Source organism: Flavobacterium chungbukense (genome assembly GCF_020805785.1).
In the GTDB taxonomy this organism is placed as follows: Bacteria; Bacteroidota; Bacteroidia; order Flavobacteriales; family Flavobacteriaceae; genus Flavobacterium; species Flavobacterium chungbukense.
This window is the reverse complement of the sequence record NZ_JAJGZV010000008.1, coordinates 21,636-34,530: the sequence shown is the minus strand read 5'-3', so window position 1 is coordinate 34,530 and position 12,895 is coordinate 21,636. Positions and strand designations below refer to the sequence as shown.

Genomic DNA, 12,895 nt, shown 5'->3' with positions numbered 1-12,895 from the left:
CTTTAATGAAATTATTTACAGAAAGTTGCTTTATTTTTAATAGCACTTTGACTGCCTAGTTCTATTGCTTTAGAAAAATCTTTACAAGAATTCTTTTTGTCTCCTATGTTGTTGTAAGCAAGACCTCTTAAATTGTAAGCAATATAATCTTTCGGATTTAGGCCTAAAGAAGAAGTGCAGTCTTCAATTGCACCTTGAAAATTTTGTAATTTGTAATTGACATTAGCTCTTCCTGTAAAGGCATCTGCATTCATGCTGTCTAACTCGATAGTTTTGCTAAAATCGGTTTGCGCACCTTTTAAATCGTTTAATTTGAATTTTGCCACACCTCTATTGTAATAGGCTTCCGCAAATTTGGTGTTCATATTGATCGCTTTGGTGTAATCAGCGATGGCGCCTTTGGTGTTTCCTGCTTCCGCTTTTTTCATGGCTTTATCAAAATAAGCAGTGGCAGATTGTGCCCAGATTGAGCATGTCATCATTAGAAATGACAATAATAGTAGGTTTTTCATAAACTAATTTGGGATTAGTGATTAATTATTTCCAGACGAATTTAAGAAAGTTTTGTTTTGTAGGAGTATCTTCTCGATAAAATTAAAGTTAGTAAATTGAAAAAAAGAGGAATGCTGTTTTTGTAAATGGAATATATAATTATGTTACTTTTAAAAAGGATTTGTGATAATTGAAAACCAATCACTAATAGAAATTGAAATGAAAAAACTACTCTTATTATTTTTACTTGCTATTCCGGTTGGTCTATTGGCGCAAGTGTCAAAAGATTCTGAATTGTTTTTGACTATGAAAAAACACGATAGCATTTTTTTTGCTAAAAGTTTTAATGATTGTGATATTGCTTTTCTACAAAAAGCAATTCATTCAGATTTGGTTTTTTATCATGATCAAGGAGGTATTCAGGATAAGAAAACTTTTTTAGAAAATGTGAAAAGAAATATTTGTTCAGGCGGTTCTCAAAAGCCAATTCGAAAAGTAAAATCAGAGAGTTTAGAGGTTTATCCACTCTATAATAACGGCAAACTTTATGGTGTTGTTCAGACTGGAATTCATGATTTTTATTTAAGAGAAGCCAATAAAGAAGATATTTTTACCAGTGAAGCGAAATTTACACATGTATATCTTTTGCTGAACAATGATTGGATTTTAAAAGAAGTTTTAAGTTTTGATCATAAGAGTTAAAAGATATGATTGAAAATATTACCGTTCCAGATGTGTTGAAAGATGCAATTGGAAATGAAAAAATAGTGTTTCTTGTAAAAGCGAAAAAGGAGCAACCCATTAGAAATTGTTTGTCGGTTATTGGTTTTGGTGTTTTTTGGATTTTGGTTATTTGTTTGATATTTTCAGGTTTTGTCTGGGAGTTATTTAGCGGAGAATGTAGTACAATTTCTATAGACGGGATTCAGACAGAAGTTTGTCCTGATGATTTGTCTCCATTGAAAAATTTGTTTATCATGTTTTGTGTTTTTTTATTGCCAGGAATAGTGACTGGACTGTTGGGTTTTTTCGGTTTATTTAAATCAGGTGGATATTATATTGGAACAGAAAGCAGAATGATCCGTTACAGTTGGAAAAAAGTGACATCTTTTCTATGGGAAGATTTTACAGAGGATATTGAGGCCTTTGGAGATGAACAAGATGGCAACTTGATTTTTAAACTAAAAACTGGTGTCTACATTACTCGTAATGGTAAAAAGGTGTTTTCTAATACGAAGATAAATATCGGAAGTATTCCGTATGCTTTCGAAATTGAAGCGTATTGCCGAAACAGAATAATGAAATTTGCAGAAACGAAAAATTCGTTATCAAACAACGATCATGAAAAAATAAAAAAGGTCAAGTAAATTAATACTTGACCTTTTGTGACCCGACTGGGGCTCGAACCCAGGACCCCATCATTAAAAGTGATGTGCTCTACCAACTGAGCTATCGAGTCTTCATTTCTTCAATGAGGGTGCAAATATAAGGACTTTATTTAGCTTGTAAGCCCTTTTTTGAAATGATTTTATAATAAATTTCAATAAAAATTATAAGCGTCTATTTTACAGCGTGATAAAGTTTGTGTTTTTTTTGAAATACGTTTTTTAATGAGTTCAATTTTCAATAATACCGTTGTCTTTTATTAAAATTTCGATAAATATATCCTCCGATATTGGTTTTCCTTTGTCTTTTATGATGTCAAATTTTAAAGATTTTAAAGCATTGCGTATTTTGTTTGTGCAAAAGTTTATTTCATCTTTTTCAAAAAATTCTTCAAGTTCTTTATCTGTGTAGGCCATTCGTACTTTTGAAATAGTTCCATTTTGATCAATTGTTACAAAATATTTACTTCCACAGTCAAAACCATTTTTATTATTCCATTTTTCTTTTTTAAGTTTTTCAAATAAAATATCAGAAAGCTTTATCTTGTCTCTTCTGTCTAATTTTTTTGGGTCATCAATATAATTGCTGACATCTTCGGTTTTTAAAATAATTCCGTTTGAAATGGTAATAAGTTTTTCTTTTTCAAATATTTTATAAAAAACACCATCCCATCTCAATATGTCATTTGTTTGTGGAAAATTTAAAATGCCATCAAACCAATCAATATAGACTTTGTTATTTCTTAATTTTTCACCAAAGATGGATTTGAGTTTTTCTAAAGATTGGGTCTTATCAATTTTTTTATTAATTAATTCACCGCAATTAATTATGTCTACAATAAATAAACTATCCTTTTCTATTTTATAAATGGCTTGATAACCTCTCCAGCAATTAAAAGAAGAATTATTTCGAAAACTTAATCCGAATAAGGTGTTGGTATTTGCGCTGTCTATCTTTTGGAGATATTTTTCGAGTATAAGGTTGTAAGTTGCAATAGTGTCTTTTTTATAAATTATAAAGTCAGGCATTTGCGGACTTGCAAAAAGTTTCAAAGGAATAATAGCAAATATTAAGATTGAAATTATTCGTTTTATCGCTTTGTTCATATTATTAAGCTTAGTTTTTAGAGTAATTACCGATGTGGGAATAGAGTAGAAATCTGGGAAACTAAATTAATAAAAAAAACGCCCTATTGTAAAGGCGTTTTTCTTTTAAAAGACTTAATGATGTGACCTTGACGGTACAGAATTCGAACCATTTATTAGAGGATATAAAAAATTTAAATGATGCCTAATTTTGTGATTTGAAGTTAAAATTACTTTTTGTTAGACATGTTTACGTTGATTCAATAAAGAACCAAGTCCACTGAATTTTATATCCATGGTAGTACTAAAAAGCATTCAACGAATTAAAAGTTCTCTTGATTATTTATAAGTTTATTATTATATATTTGATAATAAATTAACCCTGACCCTTGTCAGACATATCTACCAATTTTGGGATGATAAGTCTGATGTTGTCAGTAGTATATACTAGTTAGTGGCAACATTATAAAAAACTGCTTTTATGAAACATTTGATTAAAATTCAATTTTTAATGTTACTATTGACTTTCTCAAGTTGCGCACAAAAGAATTCTTCTGAAAGCGGAAAAGTTGACACTTATGAAAATGTAAAAAATCAACTAAAAGGAACAGAAGTTGAAAAACTAAATCCAAAAGCAAACATTGAAGAATTAGAAATGGAAGTTAATAATGGAGGCTTTAATCAATACTTTATAAATTCAGGTCAAAATTGTTATGAAACTTTAAAAGCGTTAAAGAAAAACGGAAAAGTTGAAACTGCTAAACTTCTTGAAAGTGCAATTAACCTAATCAATCCGAATCATATATCTGAAAATGATTTTATAGAAAAGCTAAGAAGAAGAGAAGTTGAAGAATTATATGACGACAAAATAAGCGCCAAACTAAACAAACTTGACACCCAGTTTTACAAATATAAAGACGGAAATCTAACAGAAGAATAACGTTGCATAACAGCCACTACAACGGATTTGGGCATTTGGCTTAATGGAAAGATGGTTTTGTATTTGGGATGATTTGGCAAATCCGAAAATAGGGATTAATTTAGTACTAAACCCGCTGTAGTACCAGAACGTTAGCTGTAATGGCATCGCAGAAAAACCAACATATGAAGATTAATTTATTACACCTGAAGGAAAAACTTAAAACTCTATCTGGCGACGATTTTGACTTTGAAGTAGCTGACTATTTGTTCACAATCAAATTTGACGAAAAGGCTCTTAATCAAATGCAAAAGCGAGTTGTATCGACTAATATTCTTGATAATGAAGTTTTCAATGGCGGTTTTGACCAATTTTACTTGAATAACGAAGATGAATATATTGACGACGCAATTGATGGATTACGTGAATTTGGGGCAACCGAATTTCTTGAACTTGCGATTAGATCAAAAGAAATTTATTTAAGAGACAAAGGGCTTTATGCACATAACCGAAATCCTCATTTTGATACTCTCGATGACAGGTTTTATGAATTGAATCATTACGGTGAATTAAGGATTAACTATGTTAAAGCGCATCTAGACGAAATAATAAAGTGAATACAGAACTGAACGCACAAAAGCCACTACAGCTAACAGCCGTTTGGCGAGATTGGGGTTTTAGGTTAAATTTAAAGATGGTTTTGTATTTGGAAAATTTGTGTTTAACCGAAAAATCTCGCTTCTTTATTCCCCAACCTAGCCTAGCGCCAGAACGCTAGCGGTAATTATACAGAACCAACAATGGACAAAGCGAAACACAAAGAAATGCAGAATCAACTTGCTGAAAAAGAATTAGTCGAGTTTAAAAAAAGATTACCAATTGACGAAAACATATTCTCTCAACTGTTTGACTTTTTAGATGTTGAATTAAGCCAATATGGTTGTGACCACACAACTATATTGACAAAGAAGTTTTTAGACAAAAATGTTGTTGTGAATGCAATTGATGTAATTGACTGGTTGGAGGACAACGGAGGTGGTTGCGACTGTGAAGTTTTAGCAAACGTGGAAGATTTATTTGACTATCTAAATCTGCCGATAAAAAAAACTTATCCAACAAACCAAATTAAGAAGCAAAAACTAAATGGTTTGAAAACTGATTTTGGTTTTTCTATCGACAAAATTCCATCACCTTGGACTTTGACAGAGACAATTTTAGGAAACAGCAAAATTTATAATTTTCAGATTGGTAAAAGCGATAGTTGCGTTGCAGGTTTAGCTTGTGATTTTCCTATTACTCAATTGGACAATGATAAATTTTGGACAGACCTATGGATAAGAGAAACGGAATTAAGTTACAATCTTGACCACCTAACAGTTGAACGAATGGAATTTGAAAACTATTTTGCTATTTTAGTAAAAACAAAAGACTGGACACCGGTGAAAATTTGGTGCATTAGAAAATCTACTGAAAAATGGTTCTTAAAAATGACTACTGAATTGAGCAGACACAAGGGTGACATAAAAGAACTTGAAAAATTGATAAGTCACATAAAGACTGAATGAAAATAACTACCGCTAACAGCTACTGCAACGGATTTGGATAATAGGCTGGAAACTAAACCTTAACTTTATAACCTGAAATAGAATCGTAAAACGTAATAGATCCATGATGGGGTTCGAACCAAAATCTCCTTTAAACATAGGTGTTTTCAAAACTAGAAGAAAATCTTAAAAATTTTCGAACCATAAAAAAAGCCTGAGAATCTATATTCTCAGGCTTTTCTTTTTTTATGTGACCATGGAGGGATTTGAACCCTCACGCCCTTGCGAGCACCACCCCCTCAAGATGGCGAGTCTACCGTTTCTCCACATGGCCTAAAATAAAAAAGGTCAAGTAATAAATTACTCGACCTTTTTGTGACCCGACTGGGGCTCGAACCCAGGACCCCATCATTAAAAGTGATGTGCTCTACCGACTGAGCTATCGAGTCATTGCGTTCAAGAAATTTAATTTGTTAATCACAAAATTTGTGACCCGACTGGGGCTCGAACCCAGGACCCCATCATTAAAAGTGATGTGCTCTACCGACTGAGCTATCGAGTCATTTAATTTCTTGAATGCGGGTGCAAATATAAGGAGTTTTTTTTGAAGTTTCCAAGCAATTTTATCATAAATTTGTCTTTTTTTTGGAAAAATCTCCAATTGCTTAGTTTGTAAGGTTTTATTAATATGAGAAAAATTGTCTTGTTAGGTTATATGGGTTGCGGAAAGTCTACAATCGCCCAAAATTTGTCAAAAATTACCAAAATTCCGTTTTTAGATTTGGATGAATGCATCGAAAAAAGAGCAAATTTATCTATAAACGAGATTTTTTCTCAACATGGAGAGGTGTATTTTAGAAAATTAGAACACGAAATGTTTGTAGAATTACTAAACTCTCCAGAAAACATAATTATTGGGTTAGGTGGAGGAACGCCATGTTATGCTAATAATCATGAATTACTAAAAGGAGATAATGTTGCTTCTGTATATTTAAAGGCATCAATTGATACTTTGTATAATAGACTGGTTTATAATAAAAGCAAACGTCCTTTAATTGCTCATATGAATGAGGAGGAAATGAAGGAGTTTATTGCGAAACATTTATTCGACAGAAGTTATTACTATAATCAGGCACAGCATAAAGTTGTAGTAGACGATAGGTCTGTCGAAGAAACGGTTCAGGATATTTTAGAAATTTTAGCTTAAAGAAGCGTAATCGCCATTTTCAGAATTAAAAACAACTTGTACGTGTTCTAATAATGATGTCGAAAGAGAGATTCCTTTAAAATCTGCTTTTACAGGGTATTTTTTATGGTTTCGGTCAACCAGTACCGCTGTTTTGAATTTTTTAAGCGGAACATCTAAAAAATGACGCACAGCATATATTAAAGTAGTTCCTGAGTTTAAAACATCGTCTACCAGAACAAGTCCTTTGTTTTTATATTCATCGGTAGTCAATGAGGTTTGTATAGCGTCTTGTGGATTCTGTTTGTTTACAGTTACTTCGCAGATTGAAACTTTTAAAGTTGAGATGCTGCTAAGTGCCGAAGCAATTTTTTCGGCAAAAACAAAGCCGTTAGTAGCAATTCCGGCAATAACAACTTCATCTTCGTCTACAAAAGTCTCGTAAATTTGGTAAGCGATACGTTTTATTTTATGTTCGATTTCCTGATGTGTTAAGATAATATTACTGCTCATGGTGGATTTTTTTTTGCTAATATAATTAATTTAAATTCCAATATATAAAAACCAAATTTCAATTTTAATGATGAAATTTTCAATTTTTAAATTGTGAATTCGAATTTTAGGGTTTTGATTGATGGAATTTGAAATTTAAATGTTGAAATTTAATTTTCATCATCTTCATCAAAAATTTCATTTCCGTATTCGTCAATATCTCTTCTGTCTTTCTTCGTTGGGCGACCAGTTCCACTTTTACGGTAATGTTCTTTAGATAGCTTTAATAATTCTAAATGAGCATACGCTTCCGGCGGAGTTTCGTTTTTGCGATAGATGTCTACAAGTTTTGCGCCAACGCGACTTTCCGGAATATCCAAAACTGTAATTATTTGTGTAATCTGATCTTTTCTAAAAGTAATTCTGTCTGTAGGAAAAACTTCTTTTGACGGTTTTGCAACCTGCCCATTTACAGTGATGTGATTCTTTTTACAAGCTTCTGTAACCATGTTTCTGGTCTTGTAATATCGAACGCACCATAAGTATTTATCGATTCTCATAATTTTTCTAAAATAGAAGTTAAATTCTTTACAAAAATAAATCAATATTGTATCTTGCGCACCTAAAAAAAAAGATAATAATGAATAAATTTAAATATTATTTTGTTTTATTACTTGCTGGTATTGCCATCGTTTCTTGTAATAAAAAGGATGATGACGAAGCAGTAGTAGTTCCTTTAAGGGATTACCAAGAACAATTTAATACAGATAATGCAGATATTGAAGAATATTTAAACACTAATTATATAACAGTAACTCAGAATCCAGGAGGGCAAACCGATCAGGATGTTACTTTTACTAAAATTACCGATCCTGCGACACAAACTCCTATAATGTCTTATTTAAACAACGCTTCATTTCCTAAGTTATTGGTTAGAAATGTTGATTATCATGGAATCTTATATAAAATGTACTATTTGGTTATAAGAGAAGGTGTTGGTACTTCGCCAATGAATACAGATGGAGTTGTAACTTCATATTATGGGCAGTATTTAAAACGTGTTGAAAAAACAGATACAGAGCCGTCTCATTTAACTACTACGTTTTTTGAACAAGTGGTGTTTCCTAAAGGAAGTTTAGATTTATATGGCACAATTATGGGTTGGAGTGAAATTTTTCCTCAATTTAAAACCGGAACAACAACATACAATGCTGATGGTACGGCAAGCTATAAAGATTTTGGTGCTGGAGTGTTGTTTATTCCTTCAGGTTTAGGGTATTATTCTTCACCGCCATCTGCAAGTACAATTCCGGCATATTCGCCTTTAATTTTTAGTATTAAATTGTACGACTTCAAAAGAATGGATCATGAAAATAATGGTTATTCTAATGGTCAATTATTAGAAAATCCAGATGGTATTTATGATTACCAAGAAGATATCAATGGAGATGGTTATGTTCGTGATTTTAGAAATACCACTTTGTATCCTAATGCGCCAACAAATCCAGATGACAGCGATGGAGATGGTATTCCGGATTTCTTAGATCATGATGATGATAATGATGGTTTCTTAACGCGTTACGAAGTTACAAAGCCAGCAGATGCCGCTTTTTCAGGTTTAAGTAAATATTATCCGTACGACCCAATTGGAGATAATCCTGCTACTCCAAATTATGACGAAACTGAAATTTGGGGTGTTCCTAGAAGGCCAACAGGTCCACTTAAGAATGATAAACTTGAAGAATCAATTACGAATCCTCGTTCATTTGTTCCTGAAGACTATACAACACCAGGCAGAAAAAGAATTTATTTGGATAACACTTATCCATATCAAAAGAAATAATTTCAGATATTTTATAAAGAAAACCTCGAATTAAAACTTCGAGGTTTTTTTTATGTCTTGAATTTTTGTTGGATTGATTTTAATCCAAATAAAAAACCTCGAAAATTGCTTTTCGAGGTTTTTTTATAAGTAGGAAAATGTAAAAATTATTTTCTTTTGATTACTCTTTCTACAGCTTCAACAATTGCTTGATTGTTTAATTTGTATTTTTCCATTAATTGCTCAGGAGTTCCAGATTCACCAAAGCTATCTTGTACTGCTACAAATTCTTGTGGAGTTGGATTGTTTAATGCTAATACTCCTGAAATGCTTTCTCCAAGACCTCCAAGATAGTTGTGCTCTTCTGCAGTAACTACACATCTGGTTTTAGCTACCGATTTTAGAATAGCTTCTTCATCTAGAGGTTTAATTGTATGGATGTTGATTACTTCTGCAGAAATTCCTTTTGCTTCTAAAGCTTCAGCAGCGATTAAAGCTTCCCAAACTAAGTGACCAGTTGCAACGATTGTTACATCTGTTCCTTCGTTTAATAAGATTGCTTTTCCGATTACGAATGGCTCGTCTGCAGGAGTGAAGTTAGGTACAACTGGACGTCCAAAACGTAAATAAGCAGGACCGTGATGATCTGCTAATGCCAAAGTTGCAGCTTTAGTTTGATTGTAATCGCAAGTATTAATTACAGTCATTCCTGGAAGCATTTTCATTAAACCAATATCTTCTAAAATTTGGTGAGTTGCTCCATCTTCTCCTAAAGTTAAACCAGCGTGAGAAGCACAAATTTTTACGTTTTTATCTGAATAAGCAACAGATTGACGAATTTGGTCGTAAACTCTTCCTGTAGAGAAGTTAGCGAAAGTTCCTGTAAAAGGAATTTTTCCTCCGATTGTTAAACCTGCGGCAATTCCGATCATGTTAGCTTCTGCAATTCCGATTTGGAAAAAACGCTCTGGGTGATTTTTTTTGAATTCATCAAATTTTAATGATCCAATTAAATCAGCACATAATGCTACAACATTTTCATTTTTCTGACCTAATTCAGTCATTCCCGCTCCAAAACCTGAACGGGTATCTTTACTTCCTGTATTTTCGTATTTTTTCATTGTTTTCTTTTGAGATGCTAAGTTTAAGGTGCTGAGTTTCTGAGTTTTTTAAACTGGAAACTGATTACTGAAACTTAATGCTTTTTTAATAGTCGATTTGATCTGGAGAAACGTTTTGTGCTAAAGCAGCTGCCAACTGATCGTTGTTTGGAGCTTTACCATGCCAAGCATGTGTGTGCATCATAAAGTCTACTCCGTTACCCATTTCAGTATGTAATAAAACGCAAACTGGCTTACCTTTACCTGTTCTAGATTTAGCATCATTTAAACCTGCAAGAATTGCGTCAATATCGTTTCCTTTTTCTATATCGATAACATCCCAGCCAAAAGCTTCAAATTTAGCACGAATACTTCCCATTGGTAAAACTTCGTCAGTTGTACCATCAATTTGTTTTCCGTTAAGGTCAATTGTTGAAATAATATTGTCTACTTTTTTAGCAGATGCGTACATAATTGCTTCCCAGTTTTGACCTTCTTGCAATTCTCCGTCTCCGTGTAATGTGTAGATTAAGTGATTGTCTCCGTTTAATTTTTTAGCTTGCGCTGCTCCAAGAGCTACAGATAAACCTTGTCCTAATGAACCAGAGGCAATACGAACTCCAGGTAAACCTTCGTGAGTTGTTGGATGTCCTTGTAAACGAGAGTTTAATAATCTAAAAGTAGCCAATTCTGAAACTGGAAAATAACCGCTTCTTGCTAAAACGCTATAGAATACAGGTGAGATGTGTCCGTTTGAAAGGAAGAATAAATCTTCTCCAATTCCGTCCATATCAAAACCTTCTTTACGGTCCATAATATTTTGATATAGTGTTACCAAAAATTCAGTACAACCTAATGAACCACCTGGGTGTCCAGAGTTTACAGCATGTACCATTCTAAGAATATCTCTTCTTACTTGGATCGTTAAATCGCTTAATTGTTGTGTGTTAGGCTTCATTTTATATGTAAAAGTTTAAACTGAAGCAAAAGTAAAGGTTATTTTGCGGGAAGACAAATCATTTTTTGCTTTAGTTTGCTTCAATTGTTAAATTTTTTACTGTTTTTTTGCTGAAATGAGAAAAATAATTTTAAATGAGCCTTTTTTGAATAAAAGCGATTTAGTTTAAAAATAAAAAAGTCCTTCGATAAGAAGGACTTGTATTTTATTTGTAGAAGTAACACTGATTTATTTCGTATCGCTTTCGCTATAGAAATTATTTTCTTCGTCTTCAGATCCGATATCTTCTTGTTCGTCATCTAGTTCAGAACCTGGGACATCAAGATCGTTTCCGATTTTATCACTGTTTTGTTTCCATTCGTGATTATTGTCTTCATTGATGATTCTTTCGCCAGAAATACCTTCGGGATCAATATCTTCTAATTTATCTTCTTGGTTATAAATATCTTCGTTAGCTGGATAATCCATTTTTTCTATATTTCTTTCGATTTGATCATCTTTAATTTGGTCTAATTTTTCGTCAGCGTTTATCATGATTTCTATACTTTTAGTTGTGAGAATGTATTGTTTTTATTTATCTAAAATTACGAATTACAGAATTTTGCAATGTTACATTTTGTTGGTTTGATATTGTAGTTTTTACATTTAATTGGAAATCGAAGAATTTTAAATTAAGAAAATATTAGCTAATTTTCTCATTCACAAATTTTCTAATTAATAAAATTTCCCTGAAATTAAACTATCTTTGCCGACTGAAAAAAGAAACAGATGAAGTTTGATTTATTACAAAAAGATCCGCAGTCTAAAGCTAGAGCGGGTAGTATTACTACAGATCACGGAGTTATAGAGACTCCTATTTTTATGCCCGTTGGAACTGTTGCTTCTGTAAAAGGTGTGCATCAGCGTGAATTGAAAGAAGAGATTAATCCAGATATTATTCTTGGAAATACCTATCATTTGTATTTACGTCCGCAAACGGAAATTCTTGAAAAAGCGGGAGGATTGCATAAATTTATGAATTGGGATCGTAATATTTTGACTGATTCTGGTGGATACCAAGTTTATTCCCTTTCTTCAAACAGAAAAATTAAAGAAGAAGGAGTAAAGTTCAAATCGCATATTGATGGTTCTTATCATTTTTTTACTCCAGAAAATGTAATGGAAATTCAGCGTACCATTGGAGCCGATATTATTATGGCTTTTGATGAATGTACGCCTTATCCTTGTGATTACAGATATGCGCAGCGTTCAATGCATATGACGCATCGTTGGTTGGATCGTTGTATCAATCATTTAGAAAAAGTTCCTTATAAATACGGTTATGAGCAAACGTTTTTCCCGATTGTTCAAGGAAGTACTTATAAAGATCTTCGTCGTCAGTCGGCTGAATATATTGCCAACTCAGGTCAGCAAGGAAATGCAATCGGAGGACTTTCTGTTGGTGAACCAGCTGAAGAAATGTATGCAATGACAGAGGTTGTTTGCGAAATTCTTCCAGAAGATAAACCTCGTTATTTAATGGGTGTTGGAACTCCTATTAATATTTTAGAAAATATCGCGTTAGGAATTGATATGTTTGACTGTGTTATGCCAACGCGTAACGCGAGAAACGGAATGTTGTTTACAGCAAACGGAACAATCAATATCAAAAATAAAAAGTGGGAAGCTGATTTTTCTCCGATAGATGAAATGGCACATACTTTTGTAGATACCGAGTATTCTAAAGCGTATTTGCGTCATTTATTTGCTGCTAACGAATATTTAGGAAAACAAATTGCTACGATACATAATCTTGGTTTTTACATGTGGTTGGTTCGTGAAGCTAGAAAACATATCTTAGCCGGAGATTTTAGACCATGGAAAGAAATGATGGTTAAAAATATGAGTCAAAGACTATAAAATAGGTTTAAT

15 protein-coding genes and 4 tRNA genes are annotated in these 12,895 nt (G+C 32.6%); 8 read left to right on the top strand and 11 right to left on the bottom strand.

The window, feature by feature from the left end; translation table 11 throughout:
- Nucleotides 1–11: 11 nt before the first annotated feature.
- Nucleotides 12–512: a tetratricopeptide repeat protein gene (locus LL966_RS18870; RefSeq protein WP_229355376.1), complete on the bottom strand. Its 501-nt coding sequence runs from the start codon at nt 510–512 to the stop codon at nt 12–14.
- A gap of 163 nt (nt 513–675) precedes the next feature.
- On the opposite strand from LL966_RS18870, the gene LL966_RS18865 reads away from it, so the two are divergent.
- Entirely contained in the window at nt 676–1,194 is a 519-nt protein-coding gene (locus tag LL966_RS18865; RefSeq protein WP_229355373.1) for a nuclear transport factor 2 family protein, read from the top strand.
- 5 nt (nt 1,195–1,199) lie between these two features.
- Nucleotides 1,200–1,859, top strand: coding sequence for a hypothetical protein (locus LL966_RS18860; RefSeq protein WP_229355371.1), 660 nt, complete (start codon nt 1,200–1,202; stop codon nt 1,857–1,859).
- Nucleotides 1,860–1,878: 19 nt separating this feature from the next.
- Here the strand turns inward: LL966_RS18860 and LL966_RS18855 are convergent.
- Nucleotides 1,879–1,951, bottom strand: a tRNA-Lys gene (locus LL966_RS18855).
- 157 nt (nt 1,952–2,108) lie between these two features.
- Nucleotides 2,109–2,984 carry a hypothetical protein gene (locus tag LL966_RS18850; protein WP_229355369.1) on the bottom strand — a complete coding sequence of 292 codons (876 nt, stop codon included), beginning with the start codon at nt 2,982–2,984 and terminating at the stop codon, nt 2,109–2,111.
- 460 nt (nt 2,985–3,444) lie between these two features.
- Between LL966_RS18850 and LL966_RS18845 the strand changes: the two genes are divergently transcribed.
- From LL966_RS18845 to LL966_RS18835, 3 genes are all read left to right on the top strand, one after another.
- Entirely contained in the window at nt 3,445–3,903 is a 459-nt protein-coding gene (locus LL966_RS18845) for a DMP19 family protein (protein WP_229355367.1), read from the top strand.
- A 140-nt stretch (nt 3,904–4,043) separates the two neighbouring features.
- On the top strand, nt 4,044–4,499 hold the full coding sequence (locus LL966_RS18840; protein ID WP_229355365.1) for a DMP19 family protein: 456 nt from the start codon (nt 4,044–4,046) through the stop codon (nt 4,497–4,499).
- Between the two features lie 207 nt (nt 4,500–4,706).
- Nucleotides 4,707–5,447: a DUF2695 domain-containing protein gene (locus tag LL966_RS18835; protein ID WP_229355363.1), complete on the top strand. Its 741-nt coding sequence runs from the start codon at nt 4,707–4,709 to the stop codon at nt 5,445–5,447.
- Nucleotides 5,448–5,677: 230 nt separating this feature from the next.
- On the opposite strand, the gene LL966_RS18830 is transcribed toward LL966_RS18835, so the two are convergent.
- The 3 genes from LL966_RS18830 to LL966_RS18820 all read right to left on the bottom strand — a co-directional run bounded on the left by LL966_RS18830 (nt 5,678) and on the right by LL966_RS18820 (nt 5,988).
- Nucleotides 5,678–5,760: transfer RNA gene (locus LL966_RS18830), tRNA-Leu, on the bottom strand.
- Between the two features lie 42 nt (nt 5,761–5,802).
- Nucleotides 5,803–5,875, bottom strand: a tRNA-Lys gene (locus tag LL966_RS18825).
- Nucleotides 5,876–5,915: 40 nt separating this feature from the next.
- Nucleotides 5,916–5,988: transfer RNA gene (locus LL966_RS18820), tRNA-Lys, on the bottom strand.
- A gap of 126 nt (nt 5,989–6,114) precedes the next feature.
- On the opposite strand from LL966_RS18820, the gene LL966_RS18815 reads away from it, so the two are divergent.
- On the top strand, nt 6,115–6,633 hold the full coding sequence (locus LL966_RS18815) for a shikimate kinase (protein ID WP_229355360.1): 519 nt from the start codon (nt 6,115–6,117) through the stop codon (nt 6,631–6,633).
- On the opposite strand, the gene LL966_RS18810 is transcribed toward LL966_RS18815, so the two are convergent.
- Both LL966_RS18810 and LL966_RS18805 read right to left on the bottom strand, forming a co-directional pair.
- Nucleotides 6,625–7,125 (bottom strand): phosphoribosyltransferase domain-containing protein, encoded by a 501-nt coding sequence (locus LL966_RS18810; protein ID WP_229355358.1) that lies wholly within the window; start codon nt 7,123–7,125, stop codon nt 6,625–6,627. The two genes, LL966_RS18815 and LL966_RS18810, sit on opposite strands and share 9 nt — an antisense overlap.
- 149 nt (nt 7,126–7,274) lie before the next feature.
- Nucleotides 7,275–7,664, bottom strand: coding sequence for an RNA-binding S4 domain-containing protein (locus LL966_RS18805; protein WP_229355356.1), 390 nt, complete (start codon nt 7,662–7,664; stop codon nt 7,275–7,277).
- Between the two features lie 80 nt (nt 7,665–7,744).
- Between LL966_RS18805 and LL966_RS18800 the strand changes: the two genes are divergently transcribed.
- The gene (locus LL966_RS18800; protein ID WP_229355354.1) at nt 7,745–8,947 is read left to right on the top strand and encodes an FKBP-type peptidyl-prolyl cis-trans isomerase; all 1,203 of its coding nucleotides are present in this window, start codon (nt 7,745–7,747) and stop codon (nt 8,945–8,947) included.
- Between the two features lie 146 nt (nt 8,948–9,093).
- Here LL966_RS18800 and LL966_RS18795 read toward each other — a convergent pair whose 3' ends face one another.
- The 3 genes from LL966_RS18795 to LL966_RS18785 form a co-directional block, all read right to left on the bottom strand.
- Nucleotides 9,094–10,047 carry a transketolase family protein gene (locus LL966_RS18795; protein WP_229355353.1) on the bottom strand — a complete coding sequence of 318 codons (954 nt, stop codon included), beginning with the start codon at nt 10,045–10,047 and terminating at the stop codon, nt 9,094–9,096.
- Nucleotides 10,048–10,132: 85 nt separating this feature from the next.
- Nucleotides 10,133–10,984 (bottom strand): transketolase, encoded by an 852-nt coding sequence (locus tag LL966_RS18790; protein ID WP_229355351.1) that lies wholly within the window; start codon nt 10,982–10,984, stop codon nt 10,133–10,135.
- A gap of 228 nt (nt 10,985–11,212) precedes the next feature.
- A complete protein-coding gene (locus LL966_RS18785) occupies nt 11,213–11,518 on the bottom strand; it encodes a hypothetical protein (protein WP_229355349.1) in 306 nt (101 codons plus the stop codon).
- 234 nt (nt 11,519–11,752) lie between these two features.
- Between LL966_RS18785 and tgt the strand changes: the two genes are divergently transcribed.
- Complete coding sequence (tgt, locus tag LL966_RS18780) at nt 11,753–12,883, top strand: tRNA guanosine(34) transglycosylase Tgt (protein ID WP_179006428.1); 1,131 nt, start codon at nt 11,753–11,755, stop codon at nt 12,881–12,883.
- The last annotated feature ends 12 nt before the right edge of the window (nt 12,884–12,895 follow it).